The sequence below is a fragment of the Fibrivirga algicola genome, from assembly GCF_011742925.1.
GTDB lineage: Bacteria > Bacteroidota > Bacteroidia > Cytophagales > Spirosomataceae > Fibrella > Fibrella algicola.
The window spans coordinates 155,182-178,056 of the sequence record NZ_WAEL01000002.1; the positions used below are offsets into that span (position 1 = coordinate 155,182).

Below are 22,875 nucleotides of genomic sequence, written 5' to 3' on the forward strand. Positions count from 1 at the left end.
GGTGTGATTTTTGATAAAGATGCTTTTACAATCAGGAATTGGATTTAACGACGATTTAAGGGGCGATTTAAGCCAATTCCTTGACTTCGGCTCCAGTTAAATGCGCTACCTTTAGGGCAACATATTACTTTTCACTCATAAATGTCTTGTATGAATTGGTTCTTTACTAGCCGTAATCTGGCGGTGTGGGTGGCAATGATGATGACGCTAACTGTTACCGGTCTGGTACAGGCGCAAACCATCACTGTCAGCGCAAACGTGTCGCCAGCCACCAACCTCTGCGCTAACTCAACGATCTCGCTGACCTTTTCAACGACGGGGGTATTCACTGCGGGGAATATATTCACGTTGCAGCAATCTGACGAAACTGGCAATTTCGCCAGCCCGGTGGTTGTTGCGAATCTGCCCGCTGCACCAACCAGTGCCACGACACTGACTGTCTCGGGGTCCTTGGGAGCGGTAACTTACGATACACGCTACCGGTTTCGGGTTGTTTCCAGCACACCCGTAAAGACCAGCACCAACATAACTTCTGCCGTAACCATTGGCACAGCTCCACCAGCACCGGGGCAATCAGGCCTGTATACATTTTGCCCTAGCTCAGGCCTTCAGCCGATTACAGCTACGGGCACGGGCACAATAGAATGGTATAATGGATCAGCCGCTAACGCCCCTGTTGTTTTCACAGGCAGCACCTACAACGTACCTACTACCAGCTCGCCAGTTACCTATTACGCCAGCCAAACGGTTAATAGCTGCAAGAGCGCCAAAGTGCCGGTTACCGTAACCCTGTCTTCGCCAACGGGTGGACCCAACTTCACACCTCCAGCTGCCTTTTGCCCGGGTCAGGGGCCTGCGCAACTAACCGCTACGCCTACCAACTCCGGCACAACCATTCAGTGGACATCGGCAACAGGTGCGCAAACAGGAAACAGCATAACGACCCCGCAAACTACGGGCGTCTATACCTACACCATCAACCAGTTCGATAGCCGTAACTGCATTGGTACCAGTTCAACGGTGGCATCTGTCACGGTCAATGCAGCACCCGCCAGCGCACCAACGCCCAACGTACCTGCTCCTTATTGTGCCGACGCCGTTCCCGGTCCATTGTCAGCTACGCTCACGGGTGGTGCCACTTCGCTGCGCTGGTACAACCTCACCGATAATACGATATCGACGAACCTGACCATTCCGGCCCCAACCAGCACAAAGCAATATCAGGTTAGTCAGTTCATTGGCAGTTGTGAAGGCCCACGCAGTGCCATCTTCACGGTAACGGTCAATCCCAAACCCGCCGACCCTACTTTGGCAAGTGCTGGGCCATTTTGCCAGAATTCGGGCACCAACGCCACGCAGACCATTACAGCTGCTGGCCAGAATATCGAGTGGTTCACATCGATGACAGCCAGCACCACAGTGGCAACAGGCAGTAGTTACCAGATTTCAACCGCGGGTGGCAACGTACCTGTATATTTCCGGCAGGTAGTCAACGGCTGCGCCAGTAACCGGGTTACAAGCACCGTTACTATTAACGCAACGCCTGCTTCCGCTCCTACCTTTACACCACCTACTACCTACTGTTCCAACGCAACACCAGGTACGTTGTCTGTGACGCTAACCAGCGGTGCCACAGCCGGCCGCTGGTATACGGTTGGTGGCGCAGTGATTGATGGTGTCAGCATTCCGGCCCCAACCACTACTACCCAATATCAGGTGAGCCAGTTTATCGGTAGTTGCGAAGGACCACGCAGCGCCATTTTCACGGTGAACGTTACGCCCAAACCGGGTAACCCAGCGCCAAACGTGACTGGTCCGTTCTGCCAAAACTCGGGCACCAATAATGTGCAGACGATCAGCGCAACCGGTACCGGCACCATTGAGTGGTTCCTGAACAATACCACCAACACCGTTTCGGCCACGGGCAATAGCTTCACAGTCTCTACGGCAACGGCTTCTCCGCAAACGGTCTACTACCGGCAGGTAGTAAATGGTTGCCCCAGCGACCGGATTGCTATGACTGTAACGATCAACGGTACTCCCACCGCCCCAACGTTCACGCAACCCAAAGAGTACTGCGCCGAAGAAACCGCCACGCCATTGACCGCCAACGGCCAGGGCCTACTCTGGTACCCAAGTTCAACCAGCGGCACGGGTAGTAGTCAGGCACCGACGCCCAGCACAGCTGCCTCGAACGTCGGTACGCCCCAGCTCTTCTACGTGTCGCAGACAGTACTTGGTTGCGAAAGCAGCCGTCAGGTTATCAGCGTATCGGTAAAGCGCAAGCCAGGTTTGCCCACGACTATCAGCAGCACGGCTTTCTGCCAAACTTATGCGCCTTCATCCCTGTCAGCTCAAGCCGAAAGTGGTGCTAGTCTAATTTGGGTGAACAACGGCGTTGAAACCAGTACAGCCCCTATAACGCCTAACAACCTTGCCCGCAGCTACACGTATCAGGTGTTGCAGACCCTGAACGGGTGCCGCAGTAACGCCGCTACCGTGACAGTGACGGTAAAGCCTACGCCCGGTCAGCCCACGATCACGCCTTACACGCTCTGCGTGGGCCGCGAATCACGGCCGTTGCAGGTTGTCGGCACAGAACTGAAATACTTCGACGCCAACGATGTCCTGCTCGGCACTACGGCACCGTCACCATCGACTACGCAAGCGACAACGGTTTCGTATAAAGTATCACAGTCGCTTGATGGCTGCGAAGGGCCCAAAATCACGTATAACGTAGCCGTAAACCCGATTCCGGCCAATCCCGGCTTCACCCAGCCCAAAGAATACTGCGCCGAAGAAGCCGCCGCTCCATTGGTGGCTAATGGACAAGGCCTGCTGTGGTACACCAGTGCAACCACAGGCACTGGCAGCGGACAAGCCCCAACCCCAAATACAGCCGCTTCCAACGTAGGTTCGAATCAGACCTTCTATGTGACCCAGACAGTACTGGGCTGCGAAAGCACCCGCCAGGCGATTAGCGTAACCGTGAAACGGAAACCAAGTCTACCCACGACTACACCCAACGTTGAGTTTTGCCAGACATACAGCGCACCAACCTTGACGGCTACGCCCGAAAGCGGCGCCTCGATCATCTGGCTGATTGATGGTCGTGAAAGTGCTACTGGCCCAACTCCGCAAAACAGCGAGGCAAAGACGTACACCTACCAGGTCTTGCAGGAGCTTAACGGCTGCCGCAGTAACCAGGCAACGGTGAACGTGCGCGTGAAACAAACGCCGGGGCAGCCAGGTATTACGCCGTTTCAGCTCTGCCAGCTTAGCCCGGGTCGTGCGCTCGTGGCTAACGGCAGCGACCTGAAATACTACGACAGCAACAACACGTTTCTTGGCACCACGGCACCGGTAGTAAACACCGACGCCGCCCGAACAGTAACTTACAAGGTGTCACAGTCGCTGGAAGGGTGCGAAGGGCCGAAGATTGATTATGCGATTGTCGTTCAGCCTAAACCGACTCCACCAGCTACACAGGCAGTTACGTACTGCCTCGAAAGCAGTAACAACCCCGATCAGCCCAAACAGACTGTACAGCCGTTGACAGCCCAGGGTCAGAACCTGCGGTGGTACTTCGTTGATGGTAATGCCTTCCCGGAAAACTTTACGCCGGTGCCTGCCGTGTCGAACACCTACGCCATGGATTACCGCGTTACGCAGACTGTCAACGGCTGCATCAGCGATCAGGCGTTGCTACGGGTAACGGTACAGGCCAACCCGGCCCCCGTCGTGTCTACATCACTGGTAACTTACTGCCGGAATGAAGTGGCCCGCCCACTGGAAGCCACTGGGACAAACCTGCGCTGGATCGACCCCGCCGGTGTGTTGAGCAGCCAGACACCGACGCCGCAGACCCTCAACGCTACCAAAGGTGGTGAAGCCTATCAGGTGTACTCAATTTCCAATATTGGCTGTGTGAGTCCGCGCAGTACGATCCGGTTGGTCGTCAACACTAATCCAACGTTAGGCTTGCTGGGCTCCACGACCGTCAACTACGGTCAGTCGGCGCAACTCAAGCTAGTATTTACCAGTTCGCCGCCATACACCTACACCCTCACTGATGGTACTTCAGGTGTAGCGAATGATACCGTGTCGACAGTTGCCGTCAAGCCCCTGCAAACAACGACCTACCGGGTAGAAAGCGTCTCGAACGTCTGCGGAAATGGTCTGCCTGGTAATCCGGCAACCGCCACTATTTTCGTCAATATCCCAACGATCAGCACGCAGGCAATGGCGACTTCTGTCGCTTGTGCAGGCAGTAATTTTGCGGTGACCTATACCACAACGGGTGTATTCAACGCGGGCAATGCCTTCAAAGTACAGGTAGCCGATACAACGTCGAAAAATTATGTCGACGTGTCGCCAACCAGTACAGCCAGTACGTTGACGGCCACCCTGCCAGCCAGCCTAAAAGGCGGGGTTTACTTTGTACGAGTCGTGGCAACCAATCCTGGTGCTGAAGTAGTGGGGCAGCGTAGCCCAACCATCCTCACGGTTCGGGGGTTACCGGCGGCGGTGCTGTCTGGTACGCAGAACATTTATGAAGGTAGTGCTGCCAGCCTTAGCCTGGCCTTAACCGGCGATGGTCCCTGGACTATCAGCTACACCTCTGTAGTAGACGGGGTTCAGTCGACGAGCGCCACCTTCTCAACCAATGCCAATCCACACTCCTTATCGGTGCAGCCCCTCAAAACGGCCAGCTACTTCCTGACGGCAATCAGCAACAATTGCGGAACAGGTCCCGTGTCGGGAACGGCCATTGTGACGGTGCTCCCCCTGCTGGCGGTTGAGAATCCGTTGCTGAATACGGTGTCGCTGTATCCGGTACCTACACAGAACCTGCTGACAGTAGCGATTGACTTGCCATTGACGCCACAGGCACCCGCTCAACTCACCCTGCGCGACATGGCCGGCCTGCCAATACTAAACCGGCAGACCGATACGCGCCAAACAACGATTGATCTCAGCCAGCAACCCGCCGGGTTGTACCTGCTAACCATTCAGGTTGGCGAGCATCGACTGGTTCGGAAGGTCATGAAGTTGTAACGCATTCCGGTAACAACTAAAAAGGGTTGGCCTCCATGACGAGTCCAACCCTTTTTTATGGTTCAGGTACGTTGCCTGCGTTAGTTGACGACTCGAATAGCGTGCACACCACGCGTCACGCTGATGCGGCCCGGCTGTTTGGTCAGGCTGGGCTGATCGCCTTTGGTGATTTTATAGAACTCGATACCGCCGGTACGTAGCCCATAATCCAGGTACTCGGCTACGCCCACGGCCAGGTTATCGCCCGTTTTATCAAACTCAACGGCCTGTGGCATAATGCCATTGATAACCGCTTTACCGGCCGCCACCAGTTTACCTTCTTTCAGGCTATACAGGGCTACTTCGCTTTTGCCAGCCGCCGCGTTGGCAAACGGCTGGTAAGACTGGCCAGCGCTCACCACGGCTACCGTAGCACCGTCCGGACTGATCGCTACCGCTTCAGGGCTCTCGCCAGTAGCCACCTGCGACACAATTTTTGCATCGGTGGGCGTATCGTCGGTCCCAAACTGAACCACGACCAGTTCACCGGCACCAGCACCGCCGGCACCCGGGCCCTTCTTGCTATCGGCAACGATGAAGTAATCGCCTTTGGTGGTGAATTTCCCACCGCCTACGGCAGCACCAATTTTCACCGGTTTGCCGTGGGGAATGACATACGGTTTCTTTGTCTTGTCGTCAATCGCGTACTTCATCAGGCCCACTTCGCCGTTTGCCGTTGTGTACGCAATAAACTGCCCGCCGGGGTGAAAGGTAACGTCGGTAATCGCCACATCAGGCACGGGGGAGCCGGCCGTAAGAATGCGCGTTGGCTTGCCGGTAGCATCTACCTCAACGAGTTTAATTTCTTTTCCCGCTTCGCCCGATGCCACCACCACGCTGTTGCCCGTGGGAGCCAGTGAGACGGCCATCAATGTGGCACTGGCGCCAATAGGTACCCGGTACTTCACAGCAGGTTTCTGAGGGTTGCTCAAATCGAGCACAAACAGCGTGTTTGTCGCCGGAAAATCAGCAAGGCCCTTAATTGTGCCGAGGCTATCGCCGAGCGAGCTGCGCCCTTCGATCACAAAACCAACGCGGCCGCTACTGGTTACGGCCAGCGCCTTATCGGTCAGGCTCATGGAGTTAGACAGGTTGACGGCTCCCATGTTTTGCCCGGTGCGGTTCAGCGGAAAACTGACGTAGGTCAGCTGGTCGCGGGTGCCTTGTGTCGTATACCGATTACCATCAATAAGGGCCGACGCCGACAGATCGGCATCTGAAATGGCAACCAGCGCACGGGCGTTGAATTGAACAGGAGCCTGCGCAAAAGCAGTATGCGTACCGATGCCCGCCAGCATCAGCCACGCAGCGAGAAAACTAACTTTTTTCATGTGTACTTGGCAAGAAACAATGTTTAGGTGACTGACAAAGATACCCGCAGGCATCACATTCCCTAACGATTCCGGCCGCGATCTCGTCTATAAAACAGCTGGAAGCACCAGCCGAAATCCAACGCCGTGTACACTCTCAATACGAACGGCAGGATCACTGACTAATCGTTTTCGAAGCCGGGAAATAAACACGTCCAGGCTACGACCCATGAAGTAATCATCATTTCCCCAGATGGCCCGTAAGAGTTCCTCTCGTCTGACAACGACATTTGACCGGGCTAGCAAGAAAGCCAGCACATCGGACTCCCGTTGCGTGAGCGTAGCTACCCGACCAGCGCGCTGGAGAGTCAAATTAGCCGGGTCGAACAGGTACGTACCCAGAGCAGGAAGCGCTGGCGGAGAGCGTACCTGGGCTACAGACGACGTTGTGGCCCTGCTCCGTTTCAGAAACACGTCGATTTTCAGGAGCAACTCGTCGATGCTAAATGGTTTTGTTAAGTAATCATCTGCCCCTAAGCGTAGGCCAGTCAGGCGGTCGGCCCGATCGATGCGGGCGCTTAAAAAGAGAATAGGTACGTCGGTGTTGACGGCGCGAATCTGCCGGGCCAGTGTGAAGCCGTCTGTGTGCGGCAACATAACATCGAGCAGGCAGAGATCGAACGGTTGGGTCTGAAAAGCTGCCCAGCCTTCGACCCCATTTGTGCACTGATGCACGGCAAAACAGGCGGCCTCAAGGTTGTCGCGGGTAACGAAACTGAGGTTGATATCGTCTTCAACGTATAAAATTCGGGCGCGTGGTGGCAGGGCTGTAAGCATCGAAATGTTATACACGATAATCAGTGACAGTACCATCTACGGTCTGTTTACGCGGCAATTCGGTTCCGGCAGATGTGCGTAGGGGACTACTGAACTCGAATGTACTCCCCTGCCCCGGCATGCTGACCAGTCGAAGCCGCCAGCCATGCGCGCGGGCCACCTGCCGAACGTAGTACAAACCCAGCCCGAAGCCCTTTACGTTATGTACGTCGCCTGTTGGCACGCGATAGAATTGCCGAAAAACGGCGCGTTGGTGCACTTTGGCGATACCAATCCCATTGTCGGTCACTGACCAGATCAGCCGTTGTTGCTGGGTACGTGTCTGCAAGACAATATGAGGGGGCACGGTACAATATTTCCGGGCATTATCGACCAGATTTCGTAACAGCGTCTCGAGTGCATACCGGTCGGCGAGGATAAGCGCGGGGTCGGGTTGGAGATCCAGTTGGAGGGATGGCGTATACTCGTGAGCCAGCGAGGTCATGACCTCATTGAGGTCAAGTTGGGTACGTACCTCCGCGAAACCCGTTTGCCGACGGCGGGCGAGTTGCAGCACGTTCTGAATTTGCTGTTGCAGGCGCAGGGTCTCTTCATTCACTATGCGGGCATACTGCCGCAGCCGATCGGGCTGCTGTGCCATATCGGGCTGTTGCAATACGCCCGCCGCAATGCGCAGGGTAGATACGGGTGTTTGCAGTTCGTGGGTAATGTTGTTGATAAAGTCGCGCTGTATTTCGGTGAGGCGGCGCTGGCGAAGCACCACCCAAAGCGTATACCCAAAAAGCAGCACCACCAGCCCCACGGCTACCGACGAGGCAATCCAGCCATCGAGTTGACCGGCCACTACGCCTACCTGCCCCGGAAAGCGGATCTCGAAATAATACGTATACCCCCGAATTTTTGGTAGCACCTGTTTTCGACTTACAAGCTGCTCGGCCTGCATGGGCCGGGTACCGTGCGAACTGACATAAGCGCCGTAGACCATCTGTTCGTCCTCGCAATTATAGATACCATATTCAAAATCAGTCAGCAGGCGATGTCGTCGGAAAGCGTTCTGCAAATAATGCTCCAGCAGAACAGGATCGATCGGCGCATCCGTACGAACCACGAAATAGTCGGGGGAGAGCTGCGTCACGGCTGAGCGGGTCTGCCGGATGTTATTCAGCCGGGCCACCTCATCAGCCACTTCCTGAAGCGCCACGAAGGCCGTTTGGCGAAACTGACGCTCGCCCAGCGCATAGGCCCGCCGTAGCCAGCTACCCTGCACCGTGAGAATCCCCACGATGGCCATCACGGAGAGCACAACAAGAAGACGGATCAGCGAGCGGGACACAAGGGAACGGGTCTAAGTATGAGAGTCAGGTAGTCTGTGTCTACTGAACCAGGTTGTCAATACAAAAGCAAATCGGTTTTATCAGTTGATCACCTGTCCACGAAAGTACGCTTTTCGGTCATTCTGCGTTTTCTATTTATCGCCTAAGGCTCACCTTTAACATTTCATTAACAACTGATAACCAGCCATTAACAAGAAACGCATCGACTAGTCAATACCTTTGATGCAGCAACTGAGCAGACAACCTGCCCGGCAGGCAATCACCTATCAATCAGTTTTTTATGAAACAGACTATGCTTCTTTTCTCGGCCCTTTTGCTGGCCGGTACCGTAATGGCCCACACGCTGGCCGCCGCTTTCGGCTGGACCAGCACCACGCATGACTTTGGCAAAATCCGACAGGGTAAACCGGTGACTGTCTCGTATTCGTTCACCAACAAAGGCGAAGCCCCCTTAGTGGTGACCTACGCCAAGGGGTCATGCGGATGCACCGGCGTTGAGTGGCCGAAAGAAGCGGTATTGCCAGGAGCTACGGGGCAAATCAAAGCGACTTTCAACGCGGCCAGCCTGGGTACGTTCAGCAAAACCGTCTACGTGGAATCAAACGCCGAAGGTGGTCCGGTTACGTTGTCCTTCAAAGGCGAAGTGGTTGCCGAAAGCAATTCAACAAGCGGTCGGTAATGACCGATGCGGTTATTCCGCCGTTCCTGCTTTAAAACCCAGCTCTAGCCATTTCGGACAGGACTGGGTTTATTTTTAGCACCAAACCCAGTTGCAAACTGTTAAGAAAGCAGACAGGTCCTTTTGCACCTATTTGCGCTCATGACTGCTTCATCTGCCAACGCTGTTACTACGGTTCCGTTAACATACACGCTTTCCCAACTCTGGCAAACCGCCCGGACCACCGGCAATCCTGCTGCCCTGTGGCGGTTACCGAATCAACCGGAAAAACACCTGATCGTTCACCTGGGCGACCCGCTCACCGAGCAGCAGCCAATCGATTTAGACGAGCGGCCATCCGGTTTCGCCATCGGTCTTTTCGATGCACCAGCCAGCGATTTTGCCCGCGCGTTTTACCTGCATGCTGACCGCCATGTAGTGCTCGACGCCGCCGATCAGCTCACATACTGCCCTACGCCCGACACCGAGGCTACCCGCGCTTTCGACGAAGCAACGTACCTAACCGCCCGACAACCCGCTACAACAAGCCCGGCCAGTAGCTTCACCGAGTTGCCAAGCCCCGACGCACAGGCGATTTTTGAAGACACGGTAGCCCAGGCCGTCGAAGCCATGCAAGCTGGCCGTTTCTGGAAAGTGGTGCTGTCGCGCACCAAAACTATTGAGTTTGCTGACGAACCTGACGTCGTTACGTTGTTTGACCGGCTGTGCGCAGCTTACCCAACCGCTTTCGTCTCGGCTGTTTGGCTTCCGGAAGGTACTGGTGGTCGCCCGGCTCAGGTCTGGTTATCGGCCACACCTGAACGGCTGGTAAGCGTTGATCCGGAAGGGATCTTTAAGACCGTGGCGCTGGCCGGAACCCAGTCTGCCTACACGCCGGACGGGGTGATGAAACGGACTGCTGATGCCCTTTGGTCGCAGAAAGAGATTGAAGAACAGGCTCTGGTAAGCCGGTATATTATTGGCTGTTTCAAAAAAATACGGCTGCGCGAATACCTGGAGGAAGGGCCAAAAACAGCACAGGCCGGTAATCTGATGCACCTCTGCACGCAGTACACCGTCGATACCAAAGCAGTTAATTTCCCGCAGTTGGGCACGGTTATGTTGCGGCTGTTACATCCTACGTCGGCGGTATGCGGCATGCCCCGACCTGAGGCACTTGATTTTATTCAAACCCATGAACAGCACGACCGCGGATTTTTCGCCGGTTTCGTTGGCCCGGTCAATATCGACGGAGCCAGCCAATTATACGTGCATATCCGCTGTTTAGCGCTGGCAGGAAAAACGGCGACGCTTTACGCTGGTGCCGGCCTCACTGAAGACTCAGACCCTCAGAAAGAGTGGCTCGAGACAGAAATGAAGTGCCAAACGCTCCTGCGCGGCATGCGCGGGTAATACGTCACGGATAGCCTAAATGCAGGATTTACCCTGAGCTGTTGACATAGACATGACTCGGCTACACACAATGGCCTAGCCCTATTGCAAAGAGAGCCAGCGCACATGCGCTGGCTCTCTTTGCAATAGGGCTAGCTGCCCGACTACGCCAGTTTCTTGTACCGAATGCGCTTCGGTGTGGCATCGTTGCCCAGGCGTTTTCGGCGGTTTTCTTCGTACTCCGAGAAGTTACCTTCGAACCAGTACACCTGCGAATCGCCTTCAAAAGCCAGGATGTGCGTAGCTACCCGGTCGAGGAACCAGCGGTCGTGGCTGATGATAACGGCGCACCCGGCAAAATTTTCCAGACCTTCCTCCAACGCCCGCAACGTATTCACGTCCAGATCGTTGGTTGGTTCATCCATCAGCAGCAGGTTGGCCCCTTCTTTCAGGGTCATGGCCAGGTGAACGCGGTTACGCTCACCTCCCGACAACGTACCTACTTTCTTCTCCTGATCGGCCCCGGCAAAGTTGAAGCGGCTGCAGTACGCCCGGGCGTTGGCCTGTTTGCCGCCCAGCATAATCCAGTCGTTACCGTCAGCGATCGTTTGGTATACGGTCTTTTCAGGATCGAGTCCGTCGTGCTCTTGATCTACATAAGCTACCTTCACCGTTTCGCCCACTTCAAACGTACCAGCATCGGGTTTGTACTTGTCTGTGATGAGCTTGAAAAGGGTCGTTTTACCCGCGCCGTTAGGCCCGATGATACCGACGATGCCTGCCTGCGGTAGCTTGAATTCAAGGTGTTCGAACAACAGCCGGTCGCCAAACGCTTTCGCCACGTCCTGCGCTTCAATAACTTTACTACCCAGCCGGGGTCCTGGTGGAATAAAGATTTCCAGCTTGCTTTCGCGCTGTTGGGCATCTTCATCCAGCATCTTCTCATATGCCCCCAAACGCGCTTTCGACTTGGCCTGACGCGCTTTGGGCGCCATACGTACCCACTCCAACTCGCGTTGAAGGGTCTTCTGCCGCTTCGATTCAGTTTTCTCCTCCTTCGCCAGCCGTTGCTGCTTCTGATCGAGCCACGAGCTGTAATTACCTTTCCAGGGAATCCCTTCACCCCGATCGAGCTCCAGAATCCAGCCCGCCACGTTATCCAGAAAGTAGCGATCGTGGGTTACGGCGATCACCGTGCCTTTATACTGCCGAAGGTGTTCTTCCAGCCACAACACCGATTCAGCATCAAGGTGGTTGGTTGGTTCGTCGAGCAGCAAGACGTCGGGCTCCTGAAGCAGCAGGCGGCACAACGCTACACGCCGCTTTTCACCTCCCGACAGGTTGGCAATCAGGGCATCAGACGGAGGCGTGCGCAGGGCATCCATCGCCCGCTCGAGGCGCGTGTCCAGTTCCCAGGCGTTGAAATGATCCAGTTTCTCCTGCACATCGGCCTGGCGGGCACCCAACTTTTCGTAGTCGGCATCGGGGTCGCCAAAGGCTTCGTTGATCTGATCAAATTCTTTCAGCAGGTCAACGATCTCCTGCACCCCTTCTTCAACGACTTCGCGCACCGTTTTGGTGGGGTCTAACTGGGGCTCCTGCTCAAGCATTCCGACCGAGTAACCGGGCGAGAAGACGACCTCTCCGTTGTAACTTTTATCGATGCCGGCGATGATACGTAAGAGAGTAGATTTACCAGAACCGTTGAGTCCCAGCACGCCTATTTTGGCCCCGTAAAAGAATGAAAGGTAGATGTTCTTTAGGATTTGTCGGTTGGGGGGAATAATTTTACTTACACCCGCCATAGAAAAGATAATCGTTTCCTGGCTCATTTTTTGACTATGTTTGTGGTTGGGCAAATATCGTTAATTAACCCTCGCAAGAACCCTTCAGTAAGGAAAAATGGAAAATGCTTCATTGGTAGACGAATACGGTTACGTCGAAGACGGAAAGGTATTTTTAAAGGGCTATCTCGACTATCCAGACCGCCAGATCGGCGAAGTTAAACGAACAGAGCAGGAAGCGCTCGATTACTTTAAAAACCGCTTTGTTATCGCCCAGAGTAAGGTTGCCCAACTTGAAGAAGAGGTTACCGAGGCGCAAAACAAAGGCTCATACCTGACCAAACTGCTTCAGCTACGGCGCAAATTAATCAGTTTTGATGCCATTGGCGACTTCCCTCCCCTGCTCGATCGTCTCGACCAACTCGAAGACATTTTATCGGGCCTGATTCACACCAACCAACTGAAGAATCTGGAGATTAAGCGGGCGCTAATCGGTGAGGCTGAGGTGATTGCCAGCAGCGATGACTGGAAGCCAACCGCTGAAGCACTCCAGGAAATCAAAACGAAATGGATCAAAACCGGACCGGTAGATAAAAGTATCGAGGCGGAAATAGAAGAGCAATTTCAGGGGTTACTCGATGGCTTTTTCCAGCGTCGCCGCGAGTTTTTCAACGAGCAGAATAAGGTTATCCAGGAGCGTCTCGACCAGTACGAGGAGATGATCAAACTGGTTGAGCGGGCCGTTCGCAACCCTGACCTCGATGTTGTTTATCAAGAAGTTAGGCGGTTAAACAACGCCTGGAAAAACATTGGCGAAGTGCCCATCAAGAAAGGTGGCAAACTCCATAAGCGATTCAAGCGCACGGTGCAGTACGTCTTCGAGAAGTATAACAATGCGAAGGGTATCGTTATTCAGAAACGGATCGACCCACGGATTGAGCAACAAATGAAGATGGCCGATGAGGCCGAACAGCTATCGAAAGTACCTGATTCGCAGATCTTCGCTTCGGCCAACCGGGCTAAGGAGCTGCTCAACGCCTGGAAGGAAATCAAGGTGCCATTCAAGATGCAGGATAAAGCCGTGAACGAGAAGTTCCGGGCCGCCTGCGACAAGATTTTTGAGCTTAGCTACCTCGGTCGGGTGCTAGACCGGAAGTACCCGGCTTTCAGCCTGAAGAGCCAGGCCGAACAGCTACGGACCAAAATCCGCGAACTGGAATACCTGGTCAAGCGGGAGAAAAGCGACCTCCAGTTTTCCATGCAGGACATTGACAGCCTTGACCCCGAGAACCCCGAAGACAAGCAGATTCTGAACAAGATCAATACCCAGAAACGGAAAATTGCCATGAAGGAGGTGATCCTGCGCGATTTTCACCGGGCCCTTGCTGCTGCAGAATAGGCTGGGTACGCTACTTTAATACAAGAGCCGGTCGGATAGTCTTCGCAACTATCCGACCGGCTCTCTTTGTTTACTCTATGAATGGCTTCACAAAGCCTGAAGCTAGTGTAAACATGTACTGGTATGAAAACCACTGATCTGTCTGATTTCCGCGCCGCCATTGAGCCACGGAAATTTGTCCGCATTGAATACCTCACCGATCTGAACGAGTTCATTAAGACAGACGCGATGGTACTGGGCGTTAGTCACGAAAATGACTTCGATACGCTCGACCTGGCTGATGGCCAACACATTCCCCTCGACCGCGTCATCAGCATCGCCGGACGGCTTTCGCCAAATTACCCCGGCTACGCCAACTATTCATGCGATTGCTGACATAACGCGGGCCTCAGCCTGTACTCCTTGTGCGGTAGTACGGGTTAAAGTCCGCATTACGTTAATCGATTACGTCAAACCCGCAGTATGGTACCAGCACCGCAGGGATGCGGATCGTGCCTTCGGGTGTTTGGTTGTTTTCCAGAATGGCGGCCAAAATACGTGGCAGTGCCAGCGCCGAACCATTCAAGGTGTGCAAGAGCGTTGGTTTAGCGCCATCGAGTTTTGCGCGCAACTTGAGTCGGTTTGCCTGATATGTCTCGAAGTTACTCACCGAACTTACCTCCAGCCAGCGCCCCTGCCCGGCCGACCATACCTCCATGTCATAGGTAAGAGCCGACGTGAAGCCCATATCACCGCCGCATAAACGCAACACGCGGTAAGGCAAGCCAAGCACTTGCAACAAGCCCTGCACATGCTGGCTCATCTCTTCGAGTACTGCATACGAATCCTCCGGCTTCTCGATTCGGACGATTTCTACTTTGTCAAACTGATGCAGCCGGTTCAACCCACGCACGTGGGCACCCCATGATCCTGCTTCGCGCCGAAAACAGGGCGTATAGGCCACGTTCCGGATGGGCAGATCGCTTTCGGCTACCATCACATCACGATACAGGTTGGTAATGGGCACCTCAGCCGTAGGAATAAGATAGAGTTTATCGGCATCAGCGTAGTACATCTGCCCTTCTTTGTCAGGCAATTGTCCAGTCCCAAAGCCGGAATCTTCGTTGATAACGATCGGCGGCTGTACTTCGGCGTACCCGGCGGCCAGCGCCTGGTCCAGGAAAAAATTGATCAGCGCACGTTGCAAACGGGCCGCCCGTCCTTTGTACACGGGGAAACCAGCCCCTGCAATCTTGTTGCCCAGGTCGAAGTCGATCATGGGGCTGCTACCGGGGCCAAACCGTTTGATCAGGTCCCAGTGCGGCTCGGCACCAGCGTGTAATGTTGGCTTGTTGCCCCATTCCAGAACCACCTCGTTATCATCTGGGGTACGTCCTTCAGGAACGCTGCTGTGGGGAATGTTGGGTACCGTAACCAGAATGGCCTGCACCTGCTGTTCAAAGCCGGTCAACTGCTCGCCCAGTACTTTCGACAACTCCTTGAGAGTGGTCGTTTCGGCCTTGGCGGCGTCGGCGGCTTCTTTCTGACCGGTCTTCATTAGCTGACCAATCTCTTTGGCGATGGCATTCTGCCGGGCCAGGGTATCGTCCAGCTCTTTCTGCGTATCGCGGCGCTGCTGATCGAGCGCCAGCAACTGCTCGACAACCGTATCGGCTCCGGCGAAATGACGTTTCTGCAACCCGGCCAATACCAGGTCTTTATTCTCGCGGATGAATGGAATTTGTAGCATTAGCTTATGGTAATCAGACGCTTGACCACGTCGATAAATTCTTCATTTTGAGGGAAGTAGCGGCAATATACCGTCGGCCGTCTAGTCAACGAATGCTGTCAGGGGATTGCTAAAATCCCAGCAGTTGCCTTTTGCTTACAGCCACAGCCGTCAGGATCATAAATCCCAGTCAGGGTATGGGTTCGAGTAGGCCAACAGGGGCATCTGCGGAACACCTGCACTCCTGTTGGCCTGACGAACTTATACGTTTACAAACAGACTGTCGTTTAATGCATTCAGGGCCTGGGCTTTGTACTGACCATGAATCAGCAGCGAAATATTATGCTCGGTACCACCATACGAAATCATACGGATCGGAATGCCTTCGAGTGCTTTCAGCACTTTCAACGCAATGCCCGGATGGTCGGAACTGAAATTACCCACAATGCAGATGATCGTCTGATCGTAGTCAGGCTCTTCCATCTCGCAGAATTGACCAAGCTCAGCCTGAATAGCAGCCAGGTTCTCAATATTATCGATCGTCACCGACACCGACACTTCCGAGGTAGCGATCAGATCGATTGGCGTTTTGAAACGCTCGAAAATCTCGAAAATACGCCGCAGGAACCCATAGGCATTTAGCATCCGGGTTGAATGGATGTACAAGGCCGTAATATTATCCTTAGCCGCAATGGCTTTAAATACCTGCCCGTTCTGAGCTCCTTCACTGAGCTTATCCGTGATCAATGTACCGGGGGCTTCGGGAGCCATTGTGTTTTTCAGCCGAACGGGTACACCGCGCATCTTGGCGGGCGTGATCGTCGACGGATGCAGGATTTTAGCCCCGAAATAGGCCAACTCAGCCGCCTCGTCGAAGGTCAGTTCGCGAATCGGGAACGTCTTCTTCACAATGCGTGGATCATTATTGTGCATCCCGTCGATGTCTGTCCAGATCTGGATTTCCTCAGCCCGAATAGCCCCACCAATCAGCGACGCGGTATAATCAGAGCCGCCCCGCTTTAGGTTATCAACTTCGCCGCGTGGATTCCGGCAAATGAAACCCTGGGTAACAATGATCTGCTTATCTGCATGAGGTGGCAGCATCTCCCGCAGGTTCTGGTCGATCACGCCCAGTTCGGGCTCGTTGTCGGCATCGATGCGCATGAACTCCAGCGCCGGCAGCAGCACCGATGGTACACCTTCTTCGGTCAGATACGCGGCAAAAATTTGAGTGCTCAGCAGTTCGCCTTCAGCCACCAGCTCTTTCTCCTGCTTCAGCGTGAACGGCTTGATCCGGGTCAGCGACCGCAGGAACGAGAACTCGTTCGAAATGATCCGCTGACCAGCAGCCAGTCCTTCCGACGTGTTGAACAGTTCCCGCACAAAACTGTCGTAATGCGCTTTCAGATGCTCAATTTTCTCGAATGCCTCTTCTTCGGCGTTGCTTTTCAGCGACTCGCCAATCGACAATAACGCATTGGTTGTACCCGACAGTGCTGACAACACGACTACTTTCCGGGTAGAATCGGCTGTAATCAAATTACGAATCGAGTGCATCCGCTCCGGCTTTCCAACCGAGGTGCCGCCAAATTTCCAAACGTGCATGAAAGTTAAATTTATGTCTTTGGTCTTCTTTCCTCCGTCTCCTAATACCCTGAAAAGGCACGTATTGCTCCGTTTTCAGCGCAACAGAAACGGGAAGATAGAAGCTCGAAGACTTCTTATTAGTTAATGGTTTCTTTCAATCCCAGCATCTTGATAGCTGTCATGGCGGCTTCATCACCTTTGTTGCCATGCACGCCGCCCGCCCGGTCAAGGGCCTGCTGCTGGTTATTAGGAGTGAGTACCCCAAAAATTACGGGTTTACCCGTCTTCAGGCTCACGTTTGTCAGCCCCTGCGCTACCGCGTGATTGATGTAGTCGTTGTGCTTGGTTTCGCCCTGAATAACGCAGCCAATACAGATAACGGCATCGATGTCGGTCCGCTCGGCGAACCATTGGGCGGCTGTCGTCAGCTCGTAGCTGCCAGGTACGTTGCCACGCAACACGTTATCGGCGGTGGCCCCATACTGGATCAAGGTGTCGTAGGCTCCCTGATACAAGGCCTCGGTCACCTCACTGTTCCATTCGGCTACCACCAGGGCAAAGCGACGTCCGCTAACGTCGGGTAGGTTATTGACGGCAAAGACGCTGAGGTTTTTATCGGCAGAAGACATTTTACTAGTTTGATGTTTATGGTTTGAGGTTTGATGTTGCGCTGCCTGGGTCTGGTTACGTGCCTAGGCAGCGCAACATCAAACCTCAAACCATAAACATCAAACTAAAAAAGGGACGAACCTTGTTACGGCTTCGTCCCTTTGTGTATTCATACTAATACGTACCCGGTTGACTACTCGCCGCTTTGCGCTTCGAGCACGGATTTATATTTCTTGGCACTAACAGCTTCAGCCGTTTCTGGATATTTGTCCAGAATCTGCTGATACGCGTCAATGGCTTTATCGTTGACCTTTGCGTTCTCCTGGGCAATAGCCAGTTTCAGCAGGTAGCCAGGACTGAAAAACTTGTTTGGCTTGTACTCAGCCGCCTTTTCGTAATATTCGGCAGCTTCAGCGTAGCTTTTCTTCTCAGAGTAGGCGTCGCCGATCAGCGCGTAGGCACGGGCCTGCACCAGCAAATCAGATGAACTGAAATCTTTCAACTGCTCAATTGCCTGATCGAACTTTCCTTCTTTCAGTAAGGCAGTTCCTGCGTAGAAGTGGGCCAGATTACCGGCTTTCGTTCCGCTATAATCATCGGCAACGGCCAGCAGGCCAGGCATGGCACCTTTTCCGTTTAGGGCCAGTTGCAGCGAATCCTGTTCGAATTTGTACACGGCGTTGAACAGCTTATCCTGCCCCTCCGTGTTCTTCTCACCCTGGAAGTACTGGTAGGCAAAGTACCCGGCAACAGCCAGTACAAGCGCACCAACCACCCCAAAAATGAGGTTGCGGTTCATCTCAAAAAAATCTTCGGCCTTTTCCAGGCGGCCTGCCAGTGCGTCGGGATCTTCAATAAATTCTAAACCCGCGTTCTTCTTGCTCATACAAATTGCAATTTGAGGGGCAAAAGTAAGAAATAAGTTTGACGTTTTGTATCAATGAGTTGACCTTAACGCACCCTATTTTTCACATTGCTCCGTAAAGAGGATACTATCAATTAACAGACCAGAAATACAGGTTTCTGATTACTCCATCAAAAATGGATAGTCCTTCTGTACATACACGTCTTTAAACGCTTCCTCGGTAGGTGGGTAGGGCGACTCTTCAGCAAATTTCACCGACTCATCGACCGTTGCCTTGATCTTCTGATCAATGGCGGTCAACTCCTCTTCAGTAGCCAGGCCATTGGTCAGAATGTGCTGACGAACGTTTTCGATCGGGTCACGCTGCTTGTACTGCTCAACTTCGTCTTTGCTCCGGTATTTCTGTGGGTCAGACATAGAGTGACCCCGGTACCGATACGTACGGAACTCCAGGAACGTGGGGCCTTCACCGGCACGGGCACGTTCTGCGGCGCGGCTAACTGCTTCGTGAACCGCTTCTACTTCCATCGCATCGACAGGCTCAGACGGCATGTCGTACGATTCGCCAATCGTATACAGTTCCGTTACGTTCGACGTGCGGGCTACTGACGTACCCATGGCATAGCCGTTGTTCTCCACCACAAAAATCACGGGCAGTTTCCACAGCATGGCCATGTTGAACGCCTCGTGAAGGGCACCCTGCCGCACCGCTCCGTCACCGAAGAAACAGATGCATAGGTTGCCTGTCTTGTTATACTTTTCGGAGAACGCGATACCAGCACCCATTGGAATCTGTGCGCCAACGATACCATGTCCGCCCACAAAATTGACTGACTTATCGAAGATGTGCATCGATCCGCCTTTTCCTTTCGATGAACCCGTTTGCTTGGCGTACAATTCGGCCATTACGGCTTTGGGATCAGAGCCAAGGGCAAGTGGGATGCCGTGGTCGCGATATGCGGTGATCCACTTATCGTCGGGGGTCAGGGCTGAATATGAACCTGACGAACAGGCTTCCTGACCAATGTAGAGGTGACAGAAGCCTTTGATTTTTTGTTGCCCGTAGAGCTGCCCGGCCTTTTCTTCAAACTTCCGCTGAAGTTGCATTGACTCGTACCAATACATGTACCGCTCTTTGGGGTGCTGTGTTTTGGTTGGAGTTGCCTTTCCGTTGCTTTTTGCGGCGGGAGCCTTGTCTTTGACGGTTGCCATGTGTATCCTTAGTAGAGGGTAGCTACCCGGTTATCTGCCGAACAAAGGGAACGTATCTTTGTTGCTATTTCCGGGCAAAATGCTCGCAAAAGTACGAATAAATGGACGAAGTCGGAAGAAGTGCCGAGTGCTAAGTATGGAAAGTCAGAAGTAAGGCTATCCAACCGCGTATCGACGATACGCAACACACTGCTACCCTACCAAACTCACTACAGACCACTGTATTTGCCTTTCCTGCTTTAGCACTTCTTCCGACTTCCTTCGATTCATTCTATGTATCTCGACAAACTGAGCCTGACCAATTTTAAAAACTACGAAGATGCACTCTTCACGTTCAGCAGGCAGGTAAACGTAATTGTGGGGCCAAACGGAAGCGGCAAGACCAACCTTCTCGACGCTATTTACTTTCTGGCGCTTTCGAAAAGTGCCTTTCAGTCGCTTGATGCCCTAAGCGTAACCCATAATGAAGATTATTTTATCCTCGATGGCACCTTCGTGAAACACGACCGGCCTACGCAGATCACTATCAGCCTGCAACGGGGGCAACGCAAAGCCATTCTGGCCGACAAAAAACCGTACGACCGTGTCAGTGAGCATATTGGCCGTTTTCCGGTTGTTCTGATGGCCCCCAATGATACTGACCTGGTGCGCGAACATAGCGAAGACCGCCGTCAGTTTGTCGATGGTGTGCTGGCCCAACTCGATCCCGATTACTTGCAGGATTACCTACAGTACCAGCACGTGCTGAAGCAGCGGAACAGCCTGCTGAAACTCTTTGCCGACCGCCGCAACGTTGACCACGACCTGCTCGATACTTATGATGAACCACTCCTGTATATTGGTCAGCGGATTCACGACCGGCGCAAACGGTTCATCGCCGATCTGCTGCCCAGCGTGCAGGCGCACTATACGTACCTGAGCGACGGCCGCGAAGCTGTAACTATCCTGTACGACTCGGACCTCGATAAGATGGGCTTCGACGACCTGTTTGTCCAGAACCGCAGCCGCGATGTAGCCATGCAACGCACCACGATGGGCGTTCACCGCGACGACTTCGATTTTCTGATCGATGGCATTTCGCTGAAACGATTTGGCTCGCAGGGGCAGCAAAAAACATTTGTTATCGCTCTCAAACTCGGCCAGTTCGACCAGTTGCAAACTGAAAAACAAACCCGTCCCATTCTGCTCCTCGACGATATATTCGACAAACTCGACGATGGACGGATTGCCAAACTCATCCAACGGGTCGATGAAGGTGCGTTTGGGCAGCTATTCATTACCGACGCCCGCCCCGAACGTACCCAGCACCTGCTGGCATCGGTACAGAGCGATGTTCGTTACTTTCGAATCGGGAAGGAAGTTAGCTAGTAGTATTGACAGGCCCGGCGCTGCTTTTAGCCGTGTACCAGACCTCTTCTCCTATCGTGAAACGCTCTATTCTTCTGGCTGGGTTGCTGGCCTTACAGCTTGTTGCTGTTGCGCAGACAAACAGGATCAACGGACCGCTGAAAGTGTCGGACAACAAGCGATACTTGGTTCAGGCTAACGGCACGCCTTTTTTTTACATGGGCGATACGGCTTGGGAACTGTTTCACCGGCTGAACCGCGAAGAGGCTGATCGGTATTTGAAACGGCGGGCCGAGCAGGGCTTCACGGTTATTCAGGCAGTGGCACTGGCGGAATTCGACGGGCTGAAAGAGCCAAATCCCTACGGCGAAACACCGCTGCTCAACAACGACCCGACGAAGCCTAATGAGGCTTATTTTAAGCACGTTGACTACATCATTGACAAAGCCGCTGAAAACGGACTGGTCATTGGTCTGTTGCCAACCTGGGGCGACAAGGTATTCAAAAACTCGTGGGGGAATGGCCCCGAGATTTTCAACCCGCAAAATGCCCGAACCTACGGGCGCTGGATCGGCGAACGCTACAAAAACCGCCGGAACATTATCTGGATCGTTGGCGGCGACCGTAACCCGCGCGACGGGTCGCAGGACGTGGCGATCTGGCGGGCTATGGCCGAGGGCATCGAGGCAGGCGTGGGTGGAGCCGACAGGGCACTGATTAGTTTCCACCCCCAGCCAAACGGTACAGACGGAGGGGCAGTGAAGTGGTTCGCCAACGACAACTGGCTGGATTTCAACATGCACCAGAACGGGCACTGCCGCGATACCCCGGTCTACGATCACATTACGGCAGCGTACAACCGGAAACCTACCCGCCCAACGATGGACGCGGAACCGATTTACGAAGACCATCCGGTCTGTTTCAATGCCAAAGACCTGGGTACGTCCAATGCCTACGACGTACGCAAGTACGCCTACCTTGACTTATTTGCGGGGGCACATGGGCATACGTATGGCTGCCACGACATCTGGCAAATGTACAGCGCCAGCCGCCCGGCGGTGAACGGACCCCATGTGTACTGGCCCGAAGCGCTGGAGTTACCCGCCGCCAACCAGATGCGGTTCGTAAGGCAACTGATGGAGTCGCGCCCGCTGCTCGACCGTGTACCCGACCAATCGCTCATCATTGAGGCCACATACCCGGCTGCTGAGCGCATTCAGGCAACGCGGGGCAATGACTATGCTTTTATCTACACAGCGGCCGGCAAACCATTCACCGTGAAACTGGGTACGTTGTCGGGTAATCAACTGACAGCTTATTGGGTTAACCCCCGGCAGGGCGAGGTAAAAGCGGCGGGTACGTTGCCCAACAAAGGGCAGTATCGTTTCAGTCCGCCTTCATCCGGTTACGGGCAAGATTGGGTGCTGGTGCTCGATGATGCAGCTAAACAGTACGCCGCTCCGCGCCTGGCTCCCTGACACCTAACCGAAGCCTAGTGTAAACCCCAGCAGGCAATAAATTAGGGTTTATACCAGTCTAACTTATCTTGATAAAAAGCAATTTTACCACCGTTAAGTACATACACATAGGCGCATCTTGTGTCGACTACTTAACTGGCTACATAATCCATCAGAGACAGATAGCTGAGTCAAACCACTATCTGTTTATCTGAGACTATTGCTTTATAGATTACTACAAAACAGGCACACAGTCATACTGCGTGCCTGTTTCATTGG

The 22,875-nt window shown here is 53.8% G+C and carries 16 protein-coding genes; 7 read left to right on the top strand and 9 right to left on the bottom strand.

Annotation, left to right across the window (positions count from 1 at the left end; all coding sequences use genetic code 11):
- Positions 1 to 150 precede the first annotated feature (150 nt).
- Positions 151 to 5,058, top strand: coding sequence for an Ig-like domain-containing protein (locus F7231_RS05900; protein WP_166691271.1), 4,908 nt, complete (start codon positions 151 to 153; stop codon positions 5,056 to 5,058).
- 80 nt (positions 5,059 to 5,138) lie between these two features.
- Here the strand turns inward: F7231_RS05900 and F7231_RS05905 are convergent, their stop codons facing one another.
- The 3 genes from F7231_RS05905 to F7231_RS05915 all read right to left on the bottom strand — a co-directional run bounded on the left by F7231_RS05905 (position 5,139) and on the right by F7231_RS05915 (position 8,577).
- The gene (locus F7231_RS05905; RefSeq protein WP_166691272.1) at positions 5,139 to 6,428 is read right to left on the bottom strand and encodes a WD40 repeat domain-containing protein; all 1,290 of its coding nucleotides are present in this window, start codon (positions 6,426 to 6,428) and stop codon (positions 5,139 to 5,141) included.
- An 87-nt stretch (positions 6,429 to 6,515) separates the two neighbouring features.
- Entirely contained in the window at positions 6,516 to 7,280 is a 765-nt protein-coding gene (locus F7231_RS05910; protein ID WP_229369683.1) for a response regulator transcription factor, read from the bottom strand.
- Positions 7,252 to 8,577 (bottom strand): sensor histidine kinase, encoded by a 1,326-nt coding sequence (locus tag F7231_RS05915; protein WP_166691273.1) that lies wholly within the window; start codon positions 8,575 to 8,577, stop codon positions 7,252 to 7,254. The genes F7231_RS05910 and F7231_RS05915 overlap by 29 nt, the downstream gene beginning before the upstream one ends.
- A 281-nt stretch (positions 8,578 to 8,858) precedes the next feature.
- Here F7231_RS05915 and F7231_RS05920 point away from each other — a divergent pair, with 281 nt between their 5' ends.
- Both F7231_RS05920 and F7231_RS05925 read left to right on the top strand, forming a co-directional pair.
- Positions 8,859 to 9,257 carry a DUF1573 domain-containing protein gene (locus F7231_RS05920; RefSeq protein WP_085412413.1) on the top strand — a complete coding sequence of 133 codons (399 nt, stop codon included), beginning with the start codon at positions 8,859 to 8,861 and terminating at the stop codon, positions 9,255 to 9,257.
- Positions 9,258 to 9,398: 141 nt separating this feature from the next.
- On the top strand, positions 9,399 to 10,649 hold the full coding sequence (locus tag F7231_RS05925; protein ID WP_166691274.1) for a chorismate-binding protein: 1,251 nt from the start codon (positions 9,399 to 9,401) through the stop codon (positions 10,647 to 10,649).
- Between the two features lie 143 nt (positions 10,650 to 10,792).
- Here the strand turns inward: F7231_RS05925 and ettA are convergent, their stop codons facing one another.
- Positions 10,793 to 12,460 (bottom strand): energy-dependent translational throttle protein EttA, encoded by a 1,668-nt coding sequence (gene ettA, locus F7231_RS05930; RefSeq protein WP_085412411.1) that lies wholly within the window; start codon positions 12,458 to 12,460, stop codon positions 10,793 to 10,795.
- 70 nt (positions 12,461 to 12,530) lie between these two features.
- Here ettA and F7231_RS05935 point away from each other — a divergent pair, with 70 nt between their 5' ends.
- Together F7231_RS05935 and F7231_RS05940 are read left to right on the top strand one after the other, a co-directional pair.
- A complete protein-coding gene (locus F7231_RS05935) occupies positions 12,531 to 13,811 on the top strand; it encodes a DUF349 domain-containing protein (RefSeq protein WP_166691275.1) in 1,281 nt (426 codons plus the stop codon).
- Between the two features lie 123 nt (positions 13,812 to 13,934).
- The gene (locus F7231_RS05940) at positions 13,935 to 14,186 is read left to right on the top strand and encodes a hypothetical protein (protein ID WP_085412409.1); all 252 of its coding nucleotides are present in this window, start codon (positions 13,935 to 13,937) and stop codon (positions 14,184 to 14,186) included.
- A 61-nt stretch (positions 14,187 to 14,247) separates the two neighbouring features.
- On the opposite strand, the gene serS is transcribed toward F7231_RS05940, so the two are convergent.
- The 5 genes from serS to pdhA all read right to left on the bottom strand — a co-directional run bounded on the left by serS (position 14,248) and on the right by pdhA (position 19,792).
- Entirely contained in the window at positions 14,248 to 15,540 is a 1,293-nt protein-coding gene (gene serS, locus F7231_RS05945) for a serine--tRNA ligase (RefSeq protein WP_166691276.1), read from the bottom strand.
- Positions 15,541 to 15,780: 240 nt separating this feature from the next.
- A complete protein-coding gene (locus F7231_RS05950) occupies positions 15,781 to 17,124 on the bottom strand; it encodes an aspartate kinase (protein WP_166691277.1) in 1,344 nt (447 codons plus the stop codon).
- Positions 17,125 to 17,243: 119 nt separating this feature from the next.
- Complete coding sequence (gene ribH, locus F7231_RS05955; protein ID WP_085412406.1) at positions 17,244 to 17,735, bottom strand: 6,7-dimethyl-8-ribityllumazine synthase; 492 nt, start codon at positions 17,733 to 17,735, stop codon at positions 17,244 to 17,246.
- A gap of 173 nt (positions 17,736 to 17,908) precedes the next feature.
- Positions 17,909 to 18,601, bottom strand: coding sequence for a tetratricopeptide repeat protein (locus tag F7231_RS05960; RefSeq protein WP_166691278.1), 693 nt, complete (start codon positions 18,599 to 18,601; stop codon positions 17,909 to 17,911).
- Positions 18,602 to 18,742: 141 nt separating this feature from the next.
- Positions 18,743 to 19,792: a pyruvate dehydrogenase (acetyl-transferring) E1 component subunit alpha gene (pdhA, locus tag F7231_RS05965; protein WP_166691279.1), complete on the bottom strand. Its 1,050-nt coding sequence runs from the start codon at positions 19,790 to 19,792 to the stop codon at positions 18,743 to 18,745.
- 273 nt (positions 19,793 to 20,065) lie between these two features.
- Here pdhA and recF point away from each other — a divergent pair, with 273 nt between their 5' ends.
- Together recF and F7231_RS05975 are read left to right on the top strand one after the other, a co-directional pair.
- Positions 20,066 to 21,160 (top strand): DNA replication/repair protein RecF, encoded by a 1,095-nt coding sequence (recF, locus tag F7231_RS05970; protein WP_085412403.1) that lies wholly within the window; start codon positions 20,066 to 20,068, stop codon positions 21,158 to 21,160.
- A 56-nt stretch (positions 21,161 to 21,216) separates the two neighbouring features.
- Positions 21,217 to 22,617 carry a glycoside hydrolase family 140 protein gene (locus tag F7231_RS05975; RefSeq protein WP_166691280.1) on the top strand — a complete coding sequence of 467 codons (1,401 nt, stop codon included), beginning with the start codon at positions 21,217 to 21,219 and terminating at the stop codon, positions 22,615 to 22,617.
- The last annotated feature ends 258 nt before the right edge of the window (positions 22,618 to 22,875 follow it).

What these genes read in the sequence shown, in the direction of transcription:
- recF (WP_085412403.1), top strand. Translation starts at nt 20,066, where the DNA reads ATGTATCTCGACAAACTGAGCCTGACCAATTTTAAAAACTACGAAGAT.
- F7231_RS05905 (WP_166691272.1), bottom strand. Translation starts at nt 6,428, where the DNA reads ATGAAAAAAGTTAGTTTTCTCGCTGCGTGGCTGATGCTGGCGGGCATC.
- ettA (WP_085412411.1), bottom strand. Translation starts at nt 12,460, where the DNA reads ATGAGCCAGGAAACGATTATCTTTTCTATGGCGGGTGTAAGTAAAATT.
- F7231_RS05935 (WP_166691275.1), top strand. Translation starts at nt 12,531, where the DNA reads ATGGAAAATGCTTCATTGGTAGACGAATACGGTTACGTCGAAGACGGA.
- F7231_RS05925 (WP_166691274.1), top strand. Translation starts at nt 9,399, where the DNA reads ATGACTGCTTCATCTGCCAACGCTGTTACTACGGTTCCGTTAACATAC.
- F7231_RS05920 (WP_085412413.1), top strand. Translation starts at nt 8,859, where the DNA reads ATGAAACAGACTATGCTTCTTTTCTCGGCCCTTTTGCTGGCCGGTACC.
- F7231_RS05960 (WP_166691278.1), bottom strand. Translation starts at nt 18,601, where the DNA reads ATGAGCAAGAAGAACGCGGGTTTAGAATTTATTGAAGATCCCGACGCA.
- serS (WP_166691276.1), bottom strand. Translation starts at nt 15,540, where the DNA reads ATGCTACAAATTCCATTCATCCGCGAGAATAAAGACCTGGTATTGGCC.
- F7231_RS05940 (WP_085412409.1), top strand. Translation starts at nt 13,935, where the DNA reads ATGAAAACCACTGATCTGTCTGATTTCCGCGCCGCCATTGAGCCACGG.
- F7231_RS05950 (WP_166691277.1), bottom strand. Translation starts at nt 17,124, where the DNA reads ATGCACGTTTGGAAATTTGGCGGCACCTCGGTTGGAAAGCCGGAGCGG.
- F7231_RS05910 (WP_229369683.1), bottom strand. Translation starts at nt 7,280, where the DNA reads ATGGTACTGTCACTGATTATCGTGTATAACATTTCGATGCTTACAGCC.
- ribH (WP_085412406.1), bottom strand. Translation starts at nt 17,735, where the DNA reads ATGTCTTCTGCCGATAAAAACCTCAGCGTCTTTGCCGTCAATAACCTA.
- F7231_RS05900 (WP_166691271.1), top strand. Translation starts at nt 151, where the DNA reads ATGAATTGGTTCTTTACTAGCCGTAATCTGGCGGTGTGGGTGGCAATG.
- pdhA (WP_166691279.1), bottom strand. Translation starts at nt 19,792, where the DNA reads ATGGCAACCGTCAAAGACAAGGCTCCCGCCGCAAAAAGCAACGGAAAG.